Origin of the sequence: Pseudomonas sp. BF-R-30, assembly GCF_019956175.1 — a bacterium.
GTDB lineage: Bacteria > Pseudomonadota > Gammaproteobacteria > Pseudomonadales > Pseudomonadaceae > Aquipseudomonas > Aquipseudomonas jessenii.
In genome coordinates this window covers 41,954-64,921 of the sequence record NZ_JAHBDE010000018.1, presented here as the reverse complement: position 1 = coordinate 64,921, position 22,968 = coordinate 41,954, and the positions used below count along the sequence as shown (strand labels likewise).

The window sequence follows — 22,968 nt, the reverse complement described above, 5'->3', positions numbered from 1 at the left end:
GAAAATCAGGCTTTCAACAAAGCATCCGCGATTGTTCCTGAAAAAGTCGTCTCTACCGGCCCGGTGAGAAAAACTGATCCCTCGCCATCCCATTGAACCGTTACAGCTCCGCCGTCACATTCGACCTCAACGCAATTGTCTAGCAAGCCACGACGAATTCCGTTAACTGCGGCGCCGCAAGAGCAGGAGCCTGAACCCAGCGGGATACCGCCCCCGCGCTCCCAAATTCGCAACCGGATGTGCTTTCGGTCAATGATCTGGACGAAATGCACGTTCGTCCTGAGGGGAAACAAGGGGTTGGTTTCAACTCCCGGTCCAATCGTTGCAATCTCAACGGCTGTCAGATCATCCACAAAATAGGTGCAGTGCGGATTTCCCATGCTGCAAGCTGTTGGGTGACCGGCAAGTGGCATCACTAAAGTGTCCATTTCCAAAGCCAGAGGAACATCCGACCAACCCAAAAGTGGCTTTCCCATGTTTACAGAAATGGCGCCGGTTGAAGTTCGTTCGCAAGTCAGCAGGCCACGGTTGGTTCGCAGTGCTGCCGAAGTCATATTGGATTCACGCATCAGCATATCAGCGGCCCCGCGCGTTGCGCTGCCACAAGCATCCAGCGTTGAGCCATCTGCATTCCAGAACATCAAACGCGCATCTGCATCATCGCAATCAAACACCACCGCGAGTTGATTGAAGCCGACTCCTCGGTTCCGATCTCCCATTAGACGAGCCATATTGCTGGTGATTGGATTCGGTGATTTTCGCGAGTCGACGATAACGAAATCATCGCCATTGGCGTGCATTTTATGAAAGCTGAGCGGCATAAATAGACCTGGCAGCGGGACATGTGATGAGTTGACGTTTCAAAGCGATCTATCCCTATTCGCATGATTTTTTCAAGCTATGTGAAAACTCATGAGGCGAATGTGTTTGGCAGACCGGACACATCGTTGTGTTTGATTCGTCACCGGCTGCTTTTGGCCGAATTAGGTCAGTTTCGACAGGCGAAGACCGACCCGACGCAGGGAGTTCCTCTCACTTTTCGAGACTCTCGGTATGGCTGACAGCTACCTGCCGCCCGCGCTCCAGGTTGACGCCGGCCAGGATCAGCAGGCCGACAACGAAATAGCTGCCGGTAATCAGCATCGCCAGGCGGTGATCGCCTCCGGACAGCCAACTGGTCAGGCCGTAAGTCATGGGGCCGAGGATTGCCGACAGTTTGACGGCCAGCCCCCAGAGGCCGAAGAACTCCGCCAGCCGCGTCGGCGGCGCGAGCAGACCGACTATCGCACGTCCGGCCGATTGGCTGGCACCCATGCACAGACCGGCGAGGTTGGCCGCCAGCCAGAACAGCCCGGGGCCGCGCGCGACCCAGACCAGGCCGACCATGCCGAGCCAGCCCAGCAGGGTCAGCGCCAGCGTGGTGCGATGGCCGAGGCGATCCTGCAGCCAACCGAACAGCACGGCACCGATGGAGGCCGTGATATTCACCACGAAGATCAGCAGCAGCGTGTCCTGGGTATTGAAGCCCATGACCTGATTGGCATAGATGGCAGCCAGGGTGATCACCGCCGAGATACCGGCCTGGTAGCAGACGGTGCAGGCAAGGAAGCGCAGCAGGTCACGATAGCGGTCTGCTTCGCGCAGCGTCTGCGCGAAGCGCGCCAGCGCCGCTTGCGGGATAGGCCTGTCGCTGCTCCCTGTCTGCGGCAGGCTGCGTTCACGCAAGAACAGGAAGGTCGGTACGCTGGCCAACGCGAACAAGACCGCAGTGATCAGCATGCACACCGGCACGAACTGCGCCGCCGTCTGGCCTTGCGCCTGGGCCCAGCTGACGAAGGCCAGGCAGGCGCCCAGGCTGACCAAACCGCCAATGTAACCCAACCCCCAGCCCCAGCCGGACACCTTGCCCAAGGCATCCGCACGGGCGAGCTGGGGCAGGAAGGCGGCAATCAGGTTCTCGCCGCTGCCGAAGCAGTAGTTGGATAGCACGATGAACAGAATCGCAACGCCGAGCTCCCCCGGCCCGGCCAACGCCAGTCCAGCGGTAAAGACGACGCAACCGACCGTGCTGAACAGAAGCAGACGCTTCTTGCAGGCGAAGGCGTCGGCGTAGGCACCGATCAGCGGCGCGGTCAGGATGATCAGGGCGTAAGAGAGGGATATGGCGCTGGTCCAGGCCAGCGTCCCCCAGGCCTCGCCCTTGGCGACCACCGCGACGAAGTAGGCGTTGAACACGGCGGTGATCACCACGGTCGTGTAGCCGGAGTTGGCGAAATCGAACATCGCCCAGGCCCAGATTTCTCGGCGTGTCACTCCGGGGGCAAGGCTGGCTGGCATGGCAGATCTCTCTGCAGGGGCTGCGTTCTTCAGAAGCCTAGCCCCGGCTCACCCATCCTGCGAGCGCTGCAGCTGATGATGGCATTCCCAGTCGCCTCCGTAGGCGCATAATGGCAGTTGGCAAGGATCTACACACAGAGTGTTCTGTCATGAGGGGCTGCCGATGCCTCGTCCGCCTCCAGAAACCCGTGCCGTTCCCCGTTGCGATGGGGACGCGGAAAAATTGCTCGAAATTGTCCGGCGCACCGTGGTCGAGCTGCGCCCGCAAGCGGCAGAAGGTTTGCAAGTCACCTTGCACAGCGTGCTGGATCGGGATCTGGGCGTAGACAGCCTGACTCGAGTCGAGCTCTGGTCACGTATCGAGCACGAATTCGGTGTGCGCTTGCCAGAAAACCTGTTCGCCTCGGCAGACACCCCCACCGACATACTGCGCGTGCTGCACAGCAGGCATGGCGCCGAGGTCGTACGTCCGTTGCCCTCCAGCAACTCCAGCGAGACCCTGATAGCAACGGGGCAGACGCCAGACGCCGCGCGGACCTTGATCGAGGTACTGGACTGGCATGTGCGCCAGCAGCCGCAGCATCTCCACGTGCGCCTGCTAGGTGAAAGTGACCAGCAGGAAGATATCAGCTATGGCGCCTTGCACCAGGGGGCCTTGGCCGTTGCCGCAGGGCTGCAGCGCAGTGGCTTGCACGCCGGTCAAACCGTGGCCCTGATGCTGCCCACAGGCCGCGACTTTCTCCAGGGCTTTTTCGGCATCCTGTTGGCCGGTGGTGTGCCGGTGCCCATCTACCCACCGCTGCGCCTGTCGCAGATAGAGGATCATCTGCGCCGCCAGGCCGGCATTCTGCGCAACGCCGAGGCCAAAGTGCTGATTACCGTGACGCAAGCGAAGCTGCTCGCCCGGTTGCTCCAGCCGCAGGTCCCGAGCCTGACGCGCATTGCCAGCGTGGCCGAGCTGACAGGCGAGGGGGGCGAGTGCATCACACCACCGCGGCAACCGGATGACATCGCCTTCCTGCAGTACACCTCGGGCAGTACTGGCCAGCCCAAGGGTGTGATGGTCAGCCACGCCAATCTGCTGGCCAATCTGCGCGCCATGGGGAGGGCTCTGAAGGTGGGACCGCAAGACGTGTTCGTCAGCTGGCTGCCCATGTACCACGACATGGGATTGATCGGTGCCTGGCTGGGCAGCCTGTACTACGGCTACAGCCTGATGCTGATGTCGCCGCTGGCTTTCCTGGCACGGCCGGCGCGTTGGCTATGGGCCATCGACCGCTTCCGCGGCACGATGTCGGCGGCGCCCAACTTCGCCTACGAGCTGTGTCTGAACAAACTCGCTGACGACGATCTCGAGGGTCTGGACCTGAGCAGTTGGCGCCTGGCCTTCAACGGTGCCGAACCGGTCAGCCCGCAGACTTTGCAGCGCTTCGCCGAACGTTTCGCTCGCTACGGCTTGGCGCCCACTGCGCTGGCGCCCGTCTATGGGTTGGCCGAGGCCACACTGGGCGTGGCCTTTCCTCCCCTGGACCGAGGACCGCTGATCGACCGGGTACAGCGCGACGCGTTCCAGGCCCGTGGCAATGCACTGCCCGTCGAAGCGGATGCCAGCGCAACGCTGCGCTTCGTCTCCAGCGGTCGACCACTGCCGGGCCATCAGATTCGTATTGTCGATGGCAGTGGAATCGAACTGCCCGAACGCAGCGAAGGGCACCTGCAATTTCGCGGGCCGTCTACCTCGGCAGGCTACTACCGCAACCCCGAAGAGACCCGCCGGGTGCTGCGCGATGGCTGGTTCGACTCGCTCGATTTCGCCTACATGGCCGGCGGCGAGGTCTACCTGACCGGCCGCGCCAAGGACTTGATCATCCGTGCCGGGCGCAACATCTACCCCTACGATGTCGAAGCAGCGGTCGGCAATCTGCCCGGGCTGCGCAAAGGCTGCATCGCGGTGTTCGGCAGTCCGGAGCCGGCCACCGGCACCGAGCGCCTGGTGGTGTTGGCGGAAAGCTACGAGAAGGACGCTGCTGCGCGGCAACAGCTGCAGCAGGAGGTCAACCGTATCGTGTTCGACCTCACCGGTGTGGCGCCCGACGATATCGTTCTGGTGCCACCGCATAGCGTACTGAAAACCTCCAGCGGAAAGCTTCGCCGTGCTGCCAGTCGTGAACTGTATGAGCGCGGCGAAGTGGGGCGGCCGCACCTGGCCGTTTGGCGCCAGCTGCTGCGCCTGGTGTTGCAGGCCTTGCGCGGGCATTTCGGTCGCAGTTGGCAGACCTGCCGCGCCGCGTTGTATGCCACTTACATCTGGCTGCTGTTCTGGCTGGTCACACCGCTGACCTGGCTGGTCGTTGCGATCCTGCCGCGCCAGCGTTGGTGTCGCAGTTTTACCCGTACGGCCTCCCGGCTGTTTCTGCGCCTGGCGGGTGTTCCGTTCAGTGTCACGGGACTCGAACGCCTGCCTTCCTCCTCGGTGAGCGTGCTGGCCGCAAACCATGCCAGCTACCTCGATGGTGTCATTCTCAGCGCGGCCCTACCGCCACAGTTCAGCTTCGTTGCCAAGCGCGAATTGGCTGACCAGTGGATCGCCGGCCGGTTCCTGCGCAAGCTCGGCGCCCGCTTTGTCGAACGCTTCGACCTGCAGCGCAGCGCCGCAGACACCGAGCCCCTGGCCGAGGCGCTACAGGCTGGCCAGCCCCTGGTGTTCTTTCCCGAGGGAACCTTCACCCGCGAGCCAGGATTGCGAACGTTCCACATGGGCGCCTTCGTACTCGCTGCGCGTGCCGGCGTGCCACTGCTGCCGGTCGCAATCTGCGGCACGCGCAAGGTGCTGCGCGACGGTCAGTGGTACCCGCGCCACGGTGCAATCCACGTCAACGTCTGTCCTGCGCTGTTGGCAGACGGGCCGGACTGGATGGAGGCAATCAAGCTGCGGGATGCGACGATAGCGGTGCTGCTAGAGCACCTGGATGAGTCGGAACGAGCCCAGCGCCCAGGTTAGGCGACTACTTTGCTGCCGTCGTTTTTCCAGAGCCGTTTATAGAGTGGGCACACGTCAAAATCTAAACTGGATTCTTATCCTCTACTGAACAAGTCTGATATCGACATCCGCTGTGAGCGCCCGCTTTGGGCCGACTGCTGCCTGTCGCGAAGGGCCGAAAACGACTCAGTCACTCCGGTGCCATCATCACCACAAGCATCATCTTGATGAATTCTTCAATCTTATCGATGGCTTCCAGGGCACCGCGTACGTTGTTAGCGACACCGGCTGACCCAAACTGCTCGACCCAGCCCGGCGCTACAGCGGAGGGCGGGCCTGCACCCGGCCCAGGGCGGTTTCATGCTCTGGGCGCAGCTGCTGGAATATTTCGACACACTGCTTGAAACGGGCTTTACTGGAACAAGTCGTGCGGATTATCGAGGGCTGCATGTGCTCGGCAGCCAGTACTGGCTGGATGTTGAGTTCAAAAACTACACCCGTTGTGGTTGAGGAGCAGTCCTTGCCCATGTCCCGGTTTCTCTGCGCCATGCTGTTCGCGCTGCTGCTCGTCGGCTGCGCCACCACGCGCTTGCCTCACGAATTCAGCGAGGCGATACCCGCCAGCGATTCGGCGTTCGGGCGCTCGATCCAGGCTCAGGCCGCCGAGCATGAGGGGCGCTCGGGTTTTCGCTTGCTGCCCAACAGCAGTGAAGCATTCCGGGCGCGCGCGGAGTTGATCCGCAATGCACAGAAAGCCGTCGATTTGCAGTACTACATCGTGCATAACGGTTTCAGCACTCGGGCGCTGGTGCATGAAATGCTGCTGGCAGCAGATCGCGGCGTACGGGTACGCATCTTGCTCGATGACACTGCCAGCGACGGCCAGGAAGAAGTCATCGCTACCCTGGCGGTGCACCCGAACATCCATATCCGCGTCTTCAACCCTTTGCATCTGGGGCGCAGCACCGTGGTCACTCGAACCATGGGCCGCCTGCTTGATCTTTCCCAACAACACCGACGCATGCACAACAAACTGTGGCTGGCCGACAACAGCGCAGCCATCGTCGGCGGACGCAACCTGGGGGATGAATATTTCGACGCCAGGCCCGACCTCAACTTCACCGACATGGACCTGCTGGGCATCGGCCCGGTCGCCGAGCAATTGGGGCACAGCTTCGATCAGTACTGGAACAGCGCCTTGAGCCAGTCGATCAGTGACTTCCAGCTCAACAAGCCAACAGCGCAAGACTTGCTCGAAAGCCGCCAACGCCTGGAGCAATCGCTCCAGACCTCACGTATCGAGAGCAAGGCGTTGTACAACCATCTCATGACCTACCAGACTCAACCGCAACTCGAGACCTGGCGCAAGCAGCTGATCTGGGCCCATAGCAAGGCGATGTGGGACGCTCCAAGCAAGGTCCTGGCCAGCGGCGAACCGGCCCGCGCGCTATTGATGGCCACACAGCTGCGGCCTGAACTCGATAGCGTCAATAGCGAGCTGATCATGATCTCGGCCTATTTCGTCCCGCAAAAGCCGGGCATGGACTATCTCCTGGGTCGTGCCGATGCCGGCGTTGATGTGCGCCTGCTGACCAACTCACTGGAGGCCACCGATGTGCCGGCGGTGCATGGCGGCTATGCACCGTATCGCAAGTCTCTGCTCGAACATGGCGTGAAACTCTATGAGCTGCGGCGCCAGCCGGACGATCCTGGTCGTAGCTCCTCGTTTGGTTTCAGTGGTGGCTCTGACTCCAGCCTGCACACCAAGGCCATGATCCTGGACAGACAGAAAGTGTTCGTTGGCTCGTACAATTTCGACCCGCGTTCAGTGTTCTGGAACACTGAAGTCGGGGTGCTGGTCGATAGTCCCGAACTGGCCGGCTACGTACGCCAGCTGGCGCTTGAGGGCATGGCGCCGGCCCGGAGTTACCAGGCCCGACTGGAAAACGGCGAAATTGTCTGGCTCACCGAGGACGACGACCGCCTGCATACCTTGCGCAAGGAGCCCGGCGGCAAGTGGCGCAGCTTCAAGGCCTGGCTCAGCGACAAGATCGGCCTGGAGAAAATGCTCTAGATCGAAACCCGGAGTACACCCACTGACCTCACGCCCACGTGTGAGCATTCAATCAGAGCGCAGGGCTTGCGTCAGGCCGCCGTGCAATAGGGACTTACAAAGAAGCCTCTCGATAAGGGTGACGCGATCAAGCTGGATGTCTTCTGACGTTTTTGCCTGCACCTGCCTGACTCAGGCGCCTTGCAGTAAACGGAGGGTACCTTATGCCCTTATTTTTGAGGGTAATGAATGAAACAAGGACAGGTTCTGCTGTTGGCTTTGTTGATGCTGTTTTTAACGGGGTGCACGACCACGCCGCCAAAAGACCAAGGCAATCTCTGCAGTATTTACCGTGAGTATCCCGACTGGTATGAGGACTCGCTGCAAATGCAGAGTGAATATGGGACGCCTCTGCATGTGGCCATGGCGATCATGAAGCAGGAAAGCAGTTACGTGGCGGACGCATTGCCGCCTCGTGACTACCTGCTCTGGGTGATCCCCTGGGGGCGAGTCAGTTCGGCCTACGGTTATGCGCAGGCTCAAGACCCTGTGTGGGGTGAGTACAAGGACAGTACAGGCAACGGTGGTTCGCGTGACAGTTTTGACGACGCGATCATGTTTATCGGTTGGTACACCACTGGCACCCAACGTCAGCTCGGAATCTCCAAATGGGACACCTACAATCAGTACCTGGCCTATCACGAGGGGCGTGGGGGCTTTAGCCGCAATACCTATCGCAGTAAACCCTGGCTGATGCAGGTTGCCCAGAAAGTGCAAAAGCAGTCAGAGATTTACAACGCTCAACTTAAAGTGTGTCGCCAAGAGTTGGAAGATGATCGTAGCGGGTGGTTTTAACGCATTTACGAAAAAAAACCCGCATCTCCTGGGGGAAGATGCGGGGAAAAGTATTGCACATGGTGAGGAAGGTCGGCCTCCTCGAAAGCAGACTGGCTGTATTCGAAGCGTCCGTTAAAGGTGTCACCTGTAAACCTCACCTTGGCCAACGCCCCCTCGACGCATATTTAAAGTCGAGGGAGAGGGGCGAGCGAAATCAATAATTATCAAAGACAGATTAATAAATACGGATATGACGTCGTGGATAGCTTCTCGGTGATGGCGTCGCGAGGTCAAGCCTGTTCCAAAAGAAGTCTGGCGGTGCTGATAGGCAAGGGGTGAGGTGCATTGATCCGGCCTTCCAATCTGATCACGAACGCCAAGGCCTCTGCGTAGCTGCGAAACTCAACGCACCACGCGTTCATCCATACATTCCAGCCTTCCGGTTTGCTCGCTTTCTCGATTTTTATCAGCATCCTGGAATCCCTCCATGTGGTGGTTTAGCCTGGTCTCGAACCGGGGAAACCGAAGTGCGGTGTGTGAATGTTTGTCTGCGTGGCCTGGGTGACGACGCGGGACAAAACAGTGAATCTGCTCAGGAAAGTCAGCCTCTGCAAATGCGGTTTTGATGGCAGTCGAAGCTTTCGTCAAAAACGTCACCTGCAGGCCCTGCCATGGCTAACCCTCCTCTTGGCACATTTAAAGCCGATAGAGGGGAGTGTTTGGAAATTAATAATTATCAAAAATGGATTTACGGCGGCGGGGGGATTCAGACGTTGGAACCGTATTTGCGTTCGATTGGGCATTCTCTAAAGCAAGGGCTTGCAAGCGAAAGCGGATGCAAGCCCTTGGTTTTTTCTGTTCCGTTATTTCTATCCTGATCGTGATTGCCTGATGTTTTTCAGGACGTCGGATCTGCCTTGCGGCGATCGCTGCCGGCCGGGTTGCCGGTATCGATCAGCCTTCTTTCCAGCAGTACGTTTTCCAGTGCCTGGCGGTCTGACGGGTTCATTTGATGTTCTCGCTCCTTGAGTTCCAACAGGATCGGGGTCGACCACTGGCGGTAGGTTTGTTCAGCACTACGATTGAGTGACATGGGTTCCTCCTTGATCAGGCTCCTGCCAATAAAGGCGCCGCACTTCGATACGCCAAAAACCCTAGTCGACGAAGCCTGTTCCCGCCACTGCTTTACGTCGGACGGCCATTGCCCCAGATGCCCGTAGCGGCAGTGCGCCGTACGTAGTCGCCAAAGTCGCGCGCCGGCCGGCCCAGCGCCCGCTGTACACCATCGGCTACGGGTGTGTTGCGCCCGTCCAATACAGTCGTGAGGAGATACAACACCAGGTCGATCAACGCCGGGGGAAGTTGTTCCTGTTCCATTGCCTGTCGATACGCGTCTGCCGGTACGGCCACGAATTCGATGTTGCGACCGGTGGCGCGAGCAATCTCGGTCACGGCTTGGGCAAAGGTCAACGCCCGAGGGCCGGTCAGTTCATAGAGCTGGTTGGTGTGTCCGGGTTGGGTCAGTGCCGCGACGGCACACTCGGCGATGTCTTCTGCATCGACAAAGGGCTCGGCGACCTGGCCGACGGGGAGTGCAAGCTCACCTTGCACAATGGGTTCAAGAAAGTGTGCCTCGCTGAAATTCTGGCAGAACCAACTGGCTCGCAGAATCGTCCAGTCAATCCCGCTGTCCTGTACGACGCGTTCGGCCTGTTGTGCTTCAACTTCGCCGCGCCCGGATAACAAGACCAGCTTGCGGACGCCGCTTTTCACCGCAAGTTCGGTGAACGCCTGGATGGTTTCAACGGCGCCTGGAACGGCGAGGTCCGGTTGAAAGGAAATGTAGACGCAATGAACGCCATCGATCACGGCGTCCCAGGTCGATCGATCTTCCCAGTCGAAGGGCGGATTGGCATCGCGCGAACCCCGGCGAACGGGCAGGCCGGCAGCCTCGAGCCGTTGTGTGATGCGCCGTCCGGTTTTGCCGGTGGCGCCGAGGACCAGCGTGATGGGTTGGGTCGTTTTCATCGCGTTCATCTCCATCGAATAATGTGAGTGATGCTCATGTTTAAAAGATGATAGATGCTCATGTTTTGCCGTCAACCCATCAGATCGAATTCCCCGACGTGTGGCATCTGTTGTTGGGCGTAGGGAATGGCGATGCTAAGGTGAGTACATGTCACGTTTTTGATCGGGAACTCACTCGTGCGCAAAAAAACCTCTGAAACCCTCGAACAGCCTGCTGCAGAAGCGGTTCGACGCAAACCCACGCAACAGCGCAGCCGCGATCGTCAGGAGCGGATTCTGGCCATGGCCACTCAATTGATCGCGGACAAGGGCAGCGATCAACTCAAGATGAGTGAAATCGCCGAGCGCTCCGAGATCTCGATCGGTTCCCTTTATCAGTACTTCCCCGACAAGAGTTCCGTGATCCGTACGCTGGCCGAGCGCTATAACGCTGAAAGCCGTCGTTGCATTGCCGAGGCAATGGAGGCTGTCGAGGATGCCCGGGGTTTGCGCGCCGCCTATTCGCAGTTGCTCGATCAGTTTTACGAGATCGTGATGGCGACACCGGTGATGCGTGACATCTGGTCCGGTATGCAGGCCGACAAGCAGTTGTTGCAGCTGGAACTGGGGGAGAGTCGGGTTGCCGGAGCCATGCTGGCCCAGGCGATGCTGCGCGTGTATCCCGACTGCGACGAGCAACAGGTCGAGGAGTCCGCGTTTTTGATCTGGCACCTGGGCGAGGCGACCATGCGGTTGGCGGTCACTTGTGCACCCGTTGAGGGGCGAGCACTGGTCGAGGCGTTCAAACGCATGTCCCTGCGCGAGATCATGGAGCCTGCGCGCAGGGACATCGACTCGCCGTAAAAACCTGACGGCGACTTCATGCTCCCTAAACGAAGGGTTGGCCGCCAAAGCCACGGGGCAATCGTTGCAGGCCGGCCATCGCGGTCAGCCGCTCGGTCCAGGCTGAACGCCAGTCATTGGCGGTGTGCACGGCTTTGGCTTTGCGTGCTGCGCGGCGGGCAGCGTTGCGCTCAGCCTTGCGGGCTTCTTTGTAGGCGTCGGTGTTTCGGCAGCTTCGGCATTTCACCCGGTTGAGTTCGCGGGTCGATACGAGGTTGTTGCCGTGGTGACCGCAGGCCAGGTGCCCGCTGACTTTGAAATGAGTGACCATTGGAACGTCTCCTTCGTGACGTGTGAGCGGTTGACTCCACGTGAGCGGGGACGTTCGATTGGTTTTGCGCAACAAAAAATCCCGGTTCCAGGCCGGGTTGTGAGAAGGGATGGAAATCCAGCAGGCAGCCAAGGGTGTGGAGACGTACGGTCACCGATCATGCTGCCCGAATAGGGCCTTTTCCCGCACCGCGAATTCGTGACGGATCATCTGAACCGGGGCAGAGGCCGGTCGACAGGCTTGAGAGACGACAGCGTGTGCCGGATCAGCGGCGTGTCCTTCTCAATGTCGTTCAGGCGATCACGAATTCTGAGGGCGGTGGGGTGTCCGCCTTGATGATCGACCCAGTCGGCGATTTCCTTGCAGGCGGCGGCCAGGCGAGCCTGACGGGAGTCCAGCAAGGTGAGCAGGGTGGTGATGGACTCTTTTTCGGACATGGGAAGCACCTCCGTTCAAGAAACCTGGGTGTGGCAGCAAAAAGCCCGCCTGGGGCGAGCTTTCTGCCGAAAGGGTTACTGATCCTTCAACTAACTCAGTATAGACCCGTTAAAAAAAGGTGACGAGCCGTCAACTTTGTCGGGCTGTCACTTGTGATTGAGCGTTCAACTGATGGCAAACACGCACAGCGTCTTCTTCGTTATCGTAGCCATCTCCGATGAAGCCTTGGGTGCGGGTATCGGCGATGCGGTACCAGACTGCGGCATCCGGTGGCAGGTGGTCATATTCACCCGCACGTCGACCATGGATGATGATCTTTTTGCAACGCTTCACGACGAAAATGTCTTCCATGGCGTCTCCGCAGCGGATACGTGTTCAGTTCAACTATAGAAGCCATTGGTGATCGTGCAAAAAACAGGCAGGTCAATTCGTCGGTTCAGGCGCTGACCTCTGCCCGGTGCAGTCGTGCCTTCGGATTTACGCCAGCACCGCGACCGCTTTGATTTGTGCCCACAGTGGCTGGCCGGGATGGATGTTCAGTTGATCACGGGAGTAACGCGTAATCCGCGCAAGCAATGGCGTGCCGGCGGCGTCCAGGCGAATCAGCACGTGGGCGGCGTTGTCGGCGCTCATTTCGCTGACCACAGTGACCGGCAGGCGATTGAGAATGCTGCTTTGCCCGGTATTGTCCAGGCTCAGGCTCACATCCCGTGCCTGGACCTTGCAGCGCAGTGCCTGGCCCGCATCCAGTGGCGTATGAGGCACACGGATGTTGAGGGTGGTGTCGGGCAATTGCAGGCTCAGCAATTGATAGTCGGCGTCATAAGCGCTGACGCGACCTTCGATCACCACACCAGCGTCATCCCCCATTGCCAGCGGCAAGTCAAGGCGTGCCAGAGTCTGGCCGATCGGGCCGCTGGCCAGTGCCTTGCCGTTGCTGAGCAACACGATATGGTCGGCCAGCCGCGCGACTTCATCCTGGGAGTGGCTGACGTACAGCACCGGGATGTCGAGTTCGTCGTGCAGGCGTTGCAAGTAGGGCAGGATTTCACCTTTGCGTTGGGCATCCAGCGCCGCCAGAGGTTCGTCCATCAACAACAGTTTCGGGCTGGTGAGCAAGGCGCGGGCGATGCCGACGCGCTGTCGCTCACCGCCTGAAAGGTGTTGCGGGTGCCGGTCCAGCAAATGGCCGATGCCCAGCAACTCGGTGGCGTGGGCCATGTCGACGCGGCGTTGCGGCTTGGGGATGCGCTTGAGGCCGAATGCCAGGTTGGCCAGCACCGACAGATGAGGAAACAGGCTGGCTTCCTGGAACACGTAGCCCAGCGCGCGCTTGTGCGGCGCGACGAAGATCCGGTTGTCGCTGTCTTGCCAGACTTCATCGTTGACCTGGACAAAGCCTTGCTCAGCCCGCTCCAGGCCTGCGATGCAGCGCAGGCAAGTGGTCTTGCCAGAGCCGGAGTGGCCGTAAAGCGCAGTGACGCCACGGCCAGGCACCTGCAGATCGACGTCCAGGGCGAAGCCCGAATAACGTAGTTTCAGACGCATTTGAATCATCGGTCAGCTCCAGCCCGCTTTGGTTTTACGACTGGAATACAGCGCCAGCAGGACGACAAACGAGAACACCAGCATTGCCCCGGCCAGCCAATGGGCCTGGGCATACTCCATGGCTTCGACGTGATCGTAGATCTGCACCGAGACCACGCGGGTCTTCTCGGGAATATTGCCGCCGATCATCAGCACCACGCCGAACTCGCCGACGGTGTGGGCAAAGCCGAGAATGGCCGCGGTAATGAAACCGGGGCGGGCCAGGGGCAATATCACGCTGAAAAAGGTATCCCAGGGATTGGCCCGCAAGGTCGCGGCCACTTCGAGCGGGCGCGTGCCAATCGAGGAAAAAGCGTTTTGCAGCGGCTGGACCACAAACGGCATCGAATACAGCACCGAACCGATGACCAGCCCCGCAAAACTGAACGTGAGGGTGCCAAGGCCCAGTGATTGGGTGAGCTGGCCAAGGTACCCGTGAGGGCCGAGGGCCAGCAACAGATAGAAACCAATCACCGTCGGTGGCAGCACCAGGGGCAGGGCGACAATCGCCCCGACCGGGCCGCGCAACCAGGAGCGGGTGCGCGACAGCCATAATGCAATCGGAGTGCCGACAATCAGCAGGATGACGGTCGTCAGGGACGCCAGTTTCAGGGTCAGCCAGATGGCGGAAAAATCGGCACTCGATAGCGACATTTAGATTTCGTAACCGTAGGACTTGATGACAGCTGCCGCTTTCGGCCCCTTGAGGTAGTCAACCAGTGCCTTGGCGGCCGGGTTGTCCTTGCCCTTGTTGAGAATCACCGCGTCTTGCTTGATCGGGTCGTGCAGGCTGGCGGGAACGATCCAGGCCGAACCGCTGGTGATCTTGCCGTCCTTGTAGATCTGCGACAGGGCGACAAATCCCAACTCGGCGTTGCCGGTGGAGACGAACTGGTAGGCCTGGCTGATGTTCTGGCCTTCAACGATCTTGTCCTTGACCTTGTCGGTCAAACCTTCCCTGGCCAGTACCTGGGTCGCCGCCAGGCCATAAGGCGCGGCTTTGGGGTTGGCGATGGACAGGTGCTGGTATTCGTTCTTTTTCAGCACATCGCCCTTGGCATCGACGTAGCCTTCCTTGGCCGACCACAGCGCCAGCGTACCGACGGCGTAGGTGAAGCGCGAACCCTTGACGGAGTCGCCTTCGGCTTCAAGCTTTTTCGGGGTGCTGTCGTCTGCCGAGAGGAACACTTCGAACGGCGCGCCGTTTTTGATCTGGGTGTAGAACTGGCCGGTGGCGCCAAAGGAGGCGACCAGTTTATGCCCGGTGTCTTTTTCGAAATCAGCGGCGATGGCCTGGATGGGGGCGGTGAAGTTGGCGGCGACGGCCACCTGGACTTCGTCCGCCTGGGCTGAGCCGAAGGCGAATACGGCGAGAAGGCTCGCCAGGCAGGTCGGGGCAAAACGTGAGGCACGAATGGTCATGAAACGGCTCCGTTAAAGGCAATGGCGGCAGGTTAATCGTTATGTACAAAAATATATAGCGAATTGCCTTTAAACGGAATGTGTTGCCGCAAAATTGTATACAGTTCTAATGAGAGTGATGCTCAGGGACGACCCAGCAGTCTCGCTAATCCTTCTTCAGCCAGCTTTCTAGTCAGTGCCTCGGTGGTCAATTCGACCCCGAGGGTAAAGGCCTGGCCGGCCCACAGGTTGCTGAAGTCCGCTTCACCTTTGGCCCGCAACGGCATCAGCGCGCCACCGGCAAGGGGGAAGGCCGGGGCCTTGGCGCTCATGGGCCCCAGTTCACGCATCACCCGATTGAGGATGCCCCGGGCCGGGCGGCCGGTGAACACGTTGGTGACGGCCGTCTCGCTTTCCCGGGCGGTGCGCAAGGCTTTGTGATGGGAAGGGCTGACCTTGGCCTCTGGCGTGAACAGGTACGCCGTACCCACCTGCACCGCCGAAGCACCGAGCATGAAGGCCGCGGCGACGCCTCGTGCGTCAGCGATGCCGCCGGCGGCAATCACCGGCACCTTCACCGCATCGACGACTTGGGGCACCAGGGCGAAAGTCCCCACCTGACTGCTCAGGTCATCGCTGAGAAACATTCCGCGATGGCCCCCGGCTTCGTAGCCCATGGCAATGATTGCATCACAACCATGCTGTTCCAGCCACACGGCTTCTGCGACGGTGGTGGCCGAGGACAGCACCTTCGCGCCGGTGGCCTTGACCCGGTCGAGCAGGGATTTTTCCGGCAGGCCAAAGTGAAAACTCACCACTTCAGGGCGAAACGCTTCGACCACTTCGCAGGCCGCGTTATCGAACGGCGCCCGGTTGGACACCGGCGTCGGTGCATCGAAGTCGGCGCCGAGTTCCCGGTAGTAAGGTTGCAGCAGGTTTTTCCAGTCCTGCGCGCGTTGCTCATCCGGAGCTGGTGGCTGATGACAGAAGAAGTTGACGTTGATCGGGTGCCGGGTGTGTTGGCGGATGGTTTTGAGCTCTTCGCGCAGTTGATCCGTGCTGAGCATCGCCGCTGGCATCGAGCCCAGGCCGCCGGCATTGCAGGTTGCAATCACCATGGAAGAGTTTGTGGCACCGGCCATCGGCCCCTGAATGATCGGCAGTTCGATCCCGAGCAGGTCAAGAATGCGGGTATCTGGCCATTGGTTCATGTGCTGTGTTCTCCGACGTTGAATCCGGGTAGGGGCGGTAGAACAGGATTTGTAACGCAACGACTGGCGCAAGGCCAGTCGTCATTTCAGCGGGTGAGGCTTATGTGTTATTTCAATTGCACCACCCACAGACTGATTCCATTGAGAGGCCGTAATGTTCAAAGGCATTTTGATCGACAAAGACGACAGCGGTTACCGGGCCACACTGCAAGAGATCCAGGACGATCAGTTACCCGAGGGCGATGTCACGGTGCGTGTGGCCTACAGCACGCTGAACTTCAAGGATGGCCTGGCGATTACCGGCAGCAGTCCGGTGGTGCGCAAATTCCCGATGGTTCCGGGGATCGATCTGGCCGGTGTCGTCGAAGTCAGCGGGCATCCGGACTACAAGGTCGGTGACCAGGTCCTGCTCAATGGCTGGGGCGTGGGTGAAGGGCATTGGGGTGGATTGGCGCAGAAGGCTCGCCTGAGCGGTGACTGGCTGATAGCGCTACCCAAGGCGTTTACCGCGGCCCAGGCGATGGCCATCGGTACGGCGGGCTACACGGCCATGCTGTGCATCCTGGCACTGGAGCACAACGGCGTGACGCCCGGGCAGGGCGACATTCTGGTGACTGGCGCCAACGGTGGCGTCGGCAGTTTTGCCATCGCCTTGCTGAGCAGGCTCGGCTACCGGGTGGTCGCGTCCACCGGACGGACCTCGGAGCACGACTACCTGAAGCAACTGGGCGCCAGCGAAATCATCGATCGCGCCACCTTGTCCGCGCCGGGCAAGCCATTGGCCAAGGAGCGCTGGGCGGCCGTCATCGATTCGGTCGGCAGCCACACCCTGGCCAACGCGTGCGCCAGCACCCAGGCCAATGGCACCGTCGCGGCCTGCGGTCTGGCCCAGGGCATGGACTTTCCCGCATCCGTTGCGCCGTTCATCTTGCGCGGCGTGACCCTGGCCGGCATCAACAGCGTGACCCAGCCCAAAGCCAAGCGCGTGGAAGCCTGGAATCGCCTGGCCCGGGATCTGGACTTCCACCTGTTGCCGCTGATCAGTCACGAAATCGGCTTGAGCGAAGCCATTGAAGCCGCGCCACGCTTGCTGGCCGGGCAGTTGCGCGGGCGCGTGGTGGTGGATGTGAACCGCTGATCATTGCGATTCGCGCTGCAGCAATTGACGTTTGCGCTCGACCCCCCAGCGATAGCCCGACAGATTGCCATCGCTGCGAACCACGCGATGGCAAGGGATCGCCACGGCCAGGCTGTTCGCGCCGCAGGCCTGGGCCACGGCGCGAACGGCTTTTGGTTGACCGATGCGTTGGGCGACATCGGCGTAGCTGGCAGTGCTGCCCACGGGAATCTCCCTCAGCGCTTGCCAGACACGCTCCTGAAACGCCGTGCCGCGTACGTCCAGCGGCAAATCAAGGCCAATGGCCGGCGCCTCGATAAAGCCGACGACCCGGGCAATCAATTGCTCGAACTCATGATCGGCACCGATCAGGTTGGCGCGGCGGAATTTGTCTTGCAGATCACAGACCAGTTGATGCGGATCATCACCCAGCAGGATCGCGCACACCCCGCGCTCACTCTGCGCCACCAGAATCGCGCCCAGCGAACACTGGCCGACGGCAAAACGAATGTCGTTGTTTTGACCGGCCGCGCGGTAGTCCCCGGGTTTCATTCCCAGCAGTTGGTCTGCCGCTTCATAAAACCGGCTGTTGGAGTTGAAGCCGGCGTCATACAGGGCATCGGTCACCGAGCCGCCGTGCGCCAGTCGCTCGCGTACCTTGCGTGAACGATGGGCATCGGCGTAGCCCTTGGGCGTCAGGCCGGTGACGGCTTTGAACACGCGATGGAAGTGGAAGCTGCTCAGGCCCGCCGCCTCGGCCAATTCACCCAGGGCGGGCAGCGTTTGCGCGCTTTCGATCTGGCGGCACGCGGCGGCCACGGTGGCGGCATGTTGCGCGGCGAGTTCGCTCTGATCCTTCGTCGCGCGTTTGCTCGGACGATAACCTGCGGCCCGGGCCTGCTCGGCGCTATCGAAGAATTCGACATTGTGTGGCTTGGGCAAGCGCGCGAGGCTGCTGGGGTTGCAGTAGATGCCTGTGGTCTTCACGGCATAGACAAACTGCCCGTCAGCCTTGGAGTCGCGCGCAACCACGGCGGCCCAGCGCGGATCGTTTTCAGTGGCGATTTTGGTCGATCGGGTTGTCATGGCGTCACGTCCATTGAGGGGTTGCCTGCACATTAACCGTGGGGCAGTTGCCACACACTCCGGCGCTTGCGGTCAAATTCGAAGGCTTTATCCGGCGGTACGAAAGGTGAAGTTGATGCGTTGCCCGCCGAGTTTCGGATGATGGCCGTCCTTGATCGGCAACACGCCGTGATAACGCAGGCGATCCACGCCACCCCAGACCACGATGTCGCCATGGAACAGGGGAACGCGCTGACTTTTGTCGCGGCGTGCAAAACCGCCGAACAGGAACATCGCCGGCAAACCCAGGGATACCGAAACGATGGGGGCGGCGTAGGAATGTTCGTCCTTATCCTGATGCAATGACATTTTTGCCCCGGGGATATAGTGGTTGATCAGGCAGGAATCCGGCGCAAAACCGGTGAATCCTGCTGCCTGTGCCGCCGCTTGTGCCAGTTGGAAAAACACCTCGGGCATCATTGGCCAGGGCTTTGCGGTTTGTGGATCGAGGCGGGTGTACCGATAACCGCTGAGGTCAGTGGTCCAGCCGAATTGGCCACAACTGCTCAGGGCAACCGACATGGTGAAACCGCCGGGTGTGACCATCTGCCGAAACGGCGCGGCCGCCAGCACTTCTTCCAGGGCAGGCAGCAAACGCTCCAGCCAGGGCAGGGCGAAGCCTCTGAGCACGTAGGACTGTTCGCCGATCTGCTCGCGCCTGGGCTGTTGCTCGGGTTCTGCATCGGCAAACAGATCGAAAGTCTGCGGATTCATGGGTTCATGACGCATCGTGAAAGATGATTCCAAGGGTATGCCGTTTACCGCTGTGCAGGCGACTCACGCCGTGGCGCAGGGTAACGCGGTAGTAACCGCGAGTGCCTTTGACTGGACGCTGGTTGACCGCAAAGATCAGCCCGTCGCCTTTCTTCAGGCCGATGACCATCGGGCGTGACTGCATTCGCGGGCGCTGTTCAGTCAGGACAAATTCGCCGCCGGTGAAGTCTTGATCCGGGTCTGACAGCAGGATCGCCACTTGCAGCGGGAAAACGTGCTCACCGTACAGATCCTGATGCAAACAGTTGTAGTCCTGCGGACCATATTGCAGCAACAAGGGTGTCGGACGGTTCTGACCAGCGGCATGGCAACGTTCGAGGAAGGCTGGAAGGGTTTCAGGAAAACGCTCCGGCAAGCCCATCTGTTCATGCCAGCGATTGGCGATGGGCACCAGTCGTGGGTAGAGCGCGCTGCGCAAGCGGGCCACAAGTTCCGGTAAGGGGTAGTTGAAATACTTGTACTCGCCTCGGCCGAACCCGTGGCGAGCCATCACCACGTGGGAGCGAAAAAGTTCGGTGCGAGGGTACCAGGCGCTGACCTGCCCGCAAGCCTTGTGACTCAGCAGTGACGGTATGACGGCGCAGCCGTCCTGATCAAGTTGCTGCTCCAGCAGGGGCCAGTCCAGCCTGTCCAGATATTGCTCGCTCATTGCCGGGCCTCTTGTGATGGAGGTGGTCAGTCTGCAAGGCAAAAATAAAACTGGCACTCCGCTGCTTGCGGTTGAACTGCGAGCGGGAGCCGACGTCCATTGTCGCTCCGGATCGTGTTACAACGCTTTACTGACGCTGATGTCGCTGATGACGTCGTTCTGTCCATGAATGGCATCCAGCGCCGCCTTGGCTTCTTCCTGGGTGCCGTTTTCAAGCTGGGCAAACTCGAAGCGGCGCTCACCGTTGAGTTTGTATTTGATGACGTACTTGGTCGTTTGGGCCACGGTTGTATCTGCCTGTCTTGTGTTTCGGGTTCGCTGATCAGCTCAGTTTCGTGCTGGAGCGGCGAATGATTTTGATCGAGTGCGTCAGGGTGGGTTTGCGCGTCACGCTGATAGCGCGGCGGTTGACGGTGTCGATCGTGATGTTCCAGAAACCGGTGCTCGGGGCTGTGATGCGAGCCGGAAACGTGTCGAATGCACCGCCGTGATAGGTATGACGACCGCCATTCTTGAAGCTGCGGAAGTTGGCGTCGTTCATCAAGCGGATGTTGCACATTTGGGAGCATTGAATGACGACGATGTCGTCTTCATTGAGGTGCTCGCGCTGATGGATAAATTTCATGAGGCGCCTCCAGAAGGGCTTTTTCTACAAAATCAAAACGATAGCATGGGCGATTGGCGCAGTTTATCAGCCCGAAGGCCTTATTATCCGGCCGCTTCGACAATTAAAAACGCTTATTTCACATTTGATGAGCGATAAAGCAGTTTGTCTCGGAGAAAAATCGCAGTTGCGCTGTCCGAGGGTCTTTAATGGAGGTTTGGTATGAAGTGGGGTTTGTGGTTGTTGCCGATGGCATTGACGATCAGTGGTTGCGCGAACGTCTCGGACATCAACGAGTCCTTGCCGACGATGAACGTGATTTCTGGCAAGAAGCCCCATGAATACGCGCAATGCCTGAGCGAAAAACTGGCCGATAGCCGAGGCGCCTTGCAGATCCAGTCGCACAAGGATGGCTTGCGCGTGATCGTGCCGCTCAAGTTCTCCGTGGGGCCGTCTGCCGTGTTTGACATCGAAGAACGCTCCGGCGGCAGCAGCATCAAGTTGCACGAGAGCATGTCCAATGTCCCGGTGCGGCCAAAGGATGTACAGAAGGCTGCCAACGAGTGCATTTCAGGCTGATAGACTATCGACCATCAGCACCGATGCCGCCAAAGCCCTGCTTTGGCGGCATCGTTATTTCTGGAGTCGAACATGAAGCGAGAGCAGGTCCGGGAGCGGCATGCAGAGGGTTTAATCTCTGCCACCCATGTGATTCAGAATCCGGCGGAGCTGGGGGAATGGATCGTGTTTTTCAAGAAAAGCGCCGGGCGCAGCTATTTCCTGGTGGATGACAATGATGAAGTCGAGTCCTTCAGCCGCCTTGATGATCTGATCGATACCGTGCGCGGGCTTGGAATCAAATTCGCCGAAATCCATATGTAGGGCGCGGCGGGTTACCTGCAGATCACCACGACGTTGCGGCTCTTGTAGTTACCGACGTCGGCGCCGAGAGTCTTTTCGCTCTCCTTGAGCGAGGGGGTACCATCGGTTCCGACAATCTTGTAGCCGGTGCCCGCGCAGGACGCATCGGCCTTTTCGTAGCACGCAGCCCAGGAGTTGGCTTCACCGGAGCAGTCAATCGATAGACCCTGCTCTCCGTTAGCCAGGTAGGTTTGTTCCGACGTTGCGCAGCCGCTCAGGGCCAATACCGTCAGCAAAGGCAAAACTTTATTCATGGCTTGATCATCGTCAGGGGGGTGGGCTAAGGCTGAGACAGCGCCGGATTCAAAAGGTTATAGCCAAAGGCCACTTCTTTTTCAGTATTCATAAAAAAGCCCTGCGCTATGCCAGGGCTTTTCGCATCGGGCGTCGATCAGCTCTTGTCCTTGCCGCGTCGCTTGGGTTCCGGGTGCTCAAGCTCCAGCACCGAGGCCACTTCGATTGCCAGGGCTTCGGAAGGGAAAGGCCCGGCGATATTTTCACCGGCGACACTGGCCACCCACCATTGGCCGTCTTTCTCCTGATTGATCAGGAATCCGTTGACGCTTTTTACTGCCGACATCTACTTGCCTCGTTGTCTGGTTCAATCGCGCCATGATACCGCCAAACGCACGCAGCAGGTGCCATTGGGGGGATGGCGGGATGTCAGTTGCGGTAGAAAGCGTGCAATTGTGCGAATCTCTGCTATGCATAAGAGTTTGCCCGGTAACCTGCACACCCGCGCAGGGAACTATCGGCAAGAATATTTCTCTATGTTGGCATCGGTTAGCCAGCGCGGGGCATTGTAAGGTACACGCCGCCTGATTAGACTGCGCCGAAACTCGTACACACAGCCGTTACAAGGACTTATATGATCAAGAAATGCTTGTTCCCAGCAGCCGGTTACGGTACTCGCTTCCTGCCAGCGACTAAAGCCATGCCCAAGGAAATGCTGCCGGTGGTAAACAAGCCACTGATCCAGTACGGCGTCGAAGAGGCACTGGATGCCGGCTTGAACGAGATATCCATCGTCACCGGTCGCGGCAAGCGCGCCCTGGAAGACCATTTCGACATCAGCTACGAGCTGGAAAACCAGATCAAAGGCACCGACAAGGAGAAATACCTGGTCGGCATCCGCCGCCTGTTGGATGAGTGCTCGTTCTCCTACACCCGTCAGACCGAAATGAAAGGTCTGGGCCACGCGATCCTGACCGGTCGCCCACTGATCGGTGACGAGCCGTTCGCCGTGGTGTTGGCGGATGACCTGTGCGTCAACCTGGAAGGTGACGGCGTACTGAAGCAGATGGTCAAGCTGTACAAGCAGTATCGCTGCACCATCGTCGCGATCATGGAAGTAGACCCGCAAGAAACCAGCAAATACGGTGTGATTGCAGGCGACCTGATCGGTGACGACCTGTACCGCGTGCGCAACATGGTCGAGAAGCCAAAACCGGAAGATGCCCCGTCGAACCTGGCGATCATCGGTCGTTACATCATGACGCCGGACATCTTCAGTCTGATCGAACAAACCGAGCCAGGCAAAGGCGGCGAGATCCAGATCACTGACGCCCTGATGAAACAGGCGCAGGATGGTTGCGTGATTGCCTACAAGTTCAAGGGCAAGCGTTTCGACTGCGGTGGCGCCGAAGGCTACATCGACGCGACCAACTTCTGCTTCGAGAACTTCTACAAGACGGGCAAGGCGTACTGATCGCTTTCGACCTGACTGTATTGAAAAGCCACCTTCGGGTGGCTT

28 protein-coding genes are annotated in these 22,968 nt (G+C 59.6%); 9 read left to right on the top strand and 19 right to left on the bottom strand.

Translation table 11 applies throughout. The annotated features are described in order from the left end of the window. Positions 1-5 precede the first annotated feature (5 nt). Both dapF and KGB20_RS11675 read right to left on the bottom strand, forming a co-directional pair. Entirely contained in the window at positions 6-821 is an 816-nt protein-coding gene (dapF, locus tag KGB20_RS11680; protein WP_150814093.1) for a diaminopimelate epimerase, read from the bottom strand. Between the two features lie 211 nt (positions 822-1,032). After that, the gene (locus KGB20_RS11675; RefSeq protein WP_150814094.1) at positions 1,033-2,337 is read right to left on the bottom strand and encodes an MFS transporter; all 1,305 of its coding nucleotides are present in this window, start codon (positions 2,335-2,337) and stop codon (positions 1,033-1,035) included. A gap of 163 nt (positions 2,338-2,500) precedes the next feature. Here KGB20_RS11675 and KGB20_RS11670 point away from each other — a divergent pair, with 163 nt between their 5' ends. The 4 genes from KGB20_RS11670 (at position 2,501) to KGB20_RS11655 (ending at position 8,225) form a co-directional block, all read left to right on the top strand. After that, complete coding sequence (locus tag KGB20_RS11670) at positions 2,501-5,338, top strand: AMP-binding protein (RefSeq protein WP_223473593.1); 2,838 nt, start codon at positions 2,501-2,503, stop codon at positions 5,336-5,338. A gap of 339 nt (positions 5,339-5,677) precedes the next feature. Continuing rightward, positions 5,678-5,827 (top strand): hypothetical protein, encoded by a 150-nt coding sequence (locus KGB20_RS11665; protein WP_159390070.1) that lies wholly within the window; start codon positions 5,678-5,680, stop codon positions 5,825-5,827. Positions 5,828-5,843: 16 nt separating this feature from the next. Continuing rightward, the gene (locus KGB20_RS11660) at positions 5,844-7,391 is read left to right on the top strand and encodes a phospholipase D family protein (protein ID WP_154947248.1); all 1,548 of its coding nucleotides are present in this window, start codon (positions 5,844-5,846) and stop codon (positions 7,389-7,391) included. Positions 7,392-7,619: 228 nt separating this feature from the next. Further along, entirely contained in the window at positions 7,620-8,225 is a 606-nt protein-coding gene (locus KGB20_RS11655) for a hypothetical protein (protein WP_154859815.1), read from the top strand. A gap of 272 nt (positions 8,226-8,497) precedes the next feature. Here the strand turns inward: KGB20_RS11655 and KGB20_RS11650 are convergent, their stop codons facing one another. The 3 genes from KGB20_RS11650 to KGB20_RS11640 form a co-directional block, all read right to left on the bottom strand. After that, positions 8,498-8,680: a hypothetical protein gene (locus KGB20_RS11650; protein WP_057714641.1), complete on the bottom strand. Its 183-nt coding sequence runs from the start codon at positions 8,678-8,680 to the stop codon at positions 8,498-8,500. Positions 8,681-9,105: 425 nt separating this feature from the next. After that, the gene (locus KGB20_RS11645; RefSeq protein ID WP_090455493.1) at positions 9,106-9,300 is read right to left on the bottom strand and encodes a hypothetical protein; all 195 of its coding nucleotides are present in this window, start codon (positions 9,298-9,300) and stop codon (positions 9,106-9,108) included. 92 nt (positions 9,301-9,392) lie between these two features. Beyond that, positions 9,393-10,235 carry an NAD(P)H-binding protein gene (locus KGB20_RS11640; protein WP_154947249.1) on the bottom strand — a complete coding sequence of 281 codons (843 nt, stop codon included), beginning with the start codon at positions 10,233-10,235 and terminating at the stop codon, positions 9,393-9,395. A gap of 177 nt (positions 10,236-10,412) precedes the next feature. On the opposite strand from KGB20_RS11640, the gene KGB20_RS11635 reads away from it, so the two are divergent. Further along, positions 10,413-11,078, top strand: coding sequence for a TetR/AcrR family transcriptional regulator (locus KGB20_RS11635; protein WP_154947250.1), 666 nt, complete (start codon positions 10,413-10,415; stop codon positions 11,076-11,078). Between the two features lie 25 nt (positions 11,079-11,103). Here KGB20_RS11635 and KGB20_RS11630 read toward each other — a convergent pair whose 3' ends face one another. The 7 genes from KGB20_RS11630 to KGB20_RS11600 all read right to left on the bottom strand — a co-directional run bounded on the left by KGB20_RS11630 (position 11,104) and on the right by KGB20_RS11600 (position 16,025). Next, complete coding sequence (locus tag KGB20_RS11630) at positions 11,104-11,388, bottom strand: hypothetical protein (protein WP_057714648.1); 285 nt, start codon at positions 11,386-11,388, stop codon at positions 11,104-11,106. Between the two features lie 206 nt (positions 11,389-11,594). Continuing rightward, on the bottom strand, positions 11,595-11,825 hold the full coding sequence (locus KGB20_RS11625) for a hypothetical protein (RefSeq protein ID WP_057714650.1): 231 nt from the start codon (positions 11,823-11,825) through the stop codon (positions 11,595-11,597). Positions 11,826-11,955: 130 nt separating this feature from the next. Further along, positions 11,956-12,177 (bottom strand): hypothetical protein, encoded by a 222-nt coding sequence (locus KGB20_RS11620; RefSeq protein ID WP_154859818.1) that lies wholly within the window; start codon positions 12,175-12,177, stop codon positions 11,956-11,958. 126 nt (positions 12,178-12,303) lie between these two features. Next, positions 12,304-13,383, bottom strand: coding sequence for a molybdenum ABC transporter ATP-binding protein (gene modC / locus KGB20_RS11615; protein ID WP_154859819.1), 1,080 nt, complete (start codon positions 13,381-13,383; stop codon positions 12,304-12,306). 3 nt (positions 13,384-13,386) lie between these two features. After that, on the bottom strand, positions 13,387-14,067 hold the full coding sequence (gene modB / locus KGB20_RS11610; protein ID WP_057714653.1) for a molybdate ABC transporter permease subunit: 681 nt from the start codon (positions 14,065-14,067) through the stop codon (positions 13,387-13,389). Further along, positions 14,068-14,835: a molybdate ABC transporter substrate-binding protein gene (gene modA, locus KGB20_RS11605; protein ID WP_150814103.1), complete on the bottom strand. Its 768-nt coding sequence runs from the start codon at positions 14,833-14,835 to the stop codon at positions 14,068-14,070. 122 nt (positions 14,836-14,957) lie between these two features. After that, positions 14,958-16,025: an NAD(P)H-dependent flavin oxidoreductase gene (locus tag KGB20_RS11600; RefSeq protein WP_154947251.1), complete on the bottom strand. Its 1,068-nt coding sequence runs from the start codon at positions 16,023-16,025 to the stop codon at positions 14,958-14,960. 154 nt (positions 16,026-16,179) lie between these two features. On the opposite strand from KGB20_RS11600, the gene KGB20_RS11595 reads away from it, so the two are divergent. Beyond that, positions 16,180-17,163, top strand: a complete 984-nt coding sequence (locus KGB20_RS11595) for an MDR family oxidoreductase (protein ID WP_154909151.1) — start codon at positions 16,180-16,182, stop codon at positions 17,161-17,163. On the opposite strand, the gene ada is transcribed toward KGB20_RS11595, so the two are convergent. The 5 genes from ada to KGB20_RS11570 all read right to left on the bottom strand — a co-directional run bounded on the left by ada (position 17,164) and on the right by KGB20_RS11570 (position 20,315). After that, positions 17,164-18,228, bottom strand: a complete 1,065-nt coding sequence (ada, locus tag KGB20_RS11590; protein ID WP_154947253.1) for a bifunctional DNA-binding transcriptional regulator/O6-methylguanine-DNA methyltransferase Ada — start codon at positions 18,226-18,228, stop codon at positions 17,164-17,166. Between the two features lie 87 nt (positions 18,229-18,315). Beyond that, complete coding sequence (gene alkB / locus KGB20_RS11585) at positions 18,316-18,996, bottom strand: DNA oxidative demethylase AlkB (protein ID WP_154947254.1); 681 nt, start codon at positions 18,994-18,996, stop codon at positions 18,316-18,318. Further along, positions 18,986-19,690, bottom strand: a complete 705-nt coding sequence (locus KGB20_RS11580) for a 2OG-Fe(II) oxygenase (RefSeq protein WP_154947255.1) — start codon at positions 19,688-19,690, stop codon at positions 18,986-18,988. The genes alkB and KGB20_RS11580 overlap by 11 nt, the downstream gene beginning before the upstream one ends. 117 nt (positions 19,691-19,807) lie before the next feature. Continuing rightward, positions 19,808-19,975, bottom strand: a complete 168-nt coding sequence (locus KGB20_RS11575) for a hypothetical protein (RefSeq protein WP_191629301.1) — start codon at positions 19,973-19,975, stop codon at positions 19,808-19,810. 37 nt (positions 19,976-20,012) lie between these two features. After that, on the bottom strand, positions 20,013-20,315 hold the full coding sequence (locus tag KGB20_RS11570; RefSeq protein WP_007912251.1) for a DUF1883 domain-containing protein: 303 nt from the start codon (positions 20,313-20,315) through the stop codon (positions 20,013-20,015). Positions 20,316-20,516: 201 nt separating this feature from the next. Between KGB20_RS11570 and KGB20_RS11565 the strand changes: the two genes are divergently transcribed. Beyond that, positions 20,517-20,873 (top strand): hypothetical protein, encoded by a 357-nt coding sequence (locus KGB20_RS11565; protein ID WP_057714660.1) that lies wholly within the window; start codon positions 20,517-20,519, stop codon positions 20,871-20,873. Positions 20,874-20,945: 72 nt separating this feature from the next. Next, positions 20,946-21,176 (top strand): hypothetical protein, encoded by a 231-nt coding sequence (locus KGB20_RS11560; protein ID WP_008053025.1) that lies wholly within the window; start codon positions 20,946-20,948, stop codon positions 21,174-21,176. 11 nt (positions 21,177-21,187) lie between these two features. Here the strand turns inward: KGB20_RS11560 and KGB20_RS11555 are convergent, their stop codons facing one another. Together KGB20_RS11555 and KGB20_RS11550 are read right to left on the bottom strand one after the other, a co-directional pair. Beyond that, a complete protein-coding gene (locus KGB20_RS11555; RefSeq protein WP_057714661.1) occupies positions 21,188-21,469 on the bottom strand; it encodes a hypothetical protein in 282 nt (93 codons plus the stop codon). Between the two features lie 137 nt (positions 21,470-21,606). Next, positions 21,607-21,795, bottom strand: a complete 189-nt coding sequence (locus KGB20_RS11550; protein WP_007985505.1) for a hypothetical protein — start codon at positions 21,793-21,795, stop codon at positions 21,607-21,609. A 288-nt stretch (positions 21,796-22,083) separates the two neighbouring features. Here KGB20_RS11550 and galU point away from each other — a divergent pair, with 288 nt between their 5' ends. Then, the gene (gene galU, locus KGB20_RS11545; RefSeq protein WP_007975949.1) at positions 22,084-22,923 is read left to right on the top strand and encodes a UTP--glucose-1-phosphate uridylyltransferase GalU; all 840 of its coding nucleotides are present in this window, start codon (positions 22,084-22,086) and stop codon (positions 22,921-22,923) included. Positions 22,924-22,968: the final 45 nt, after the last annotated feature.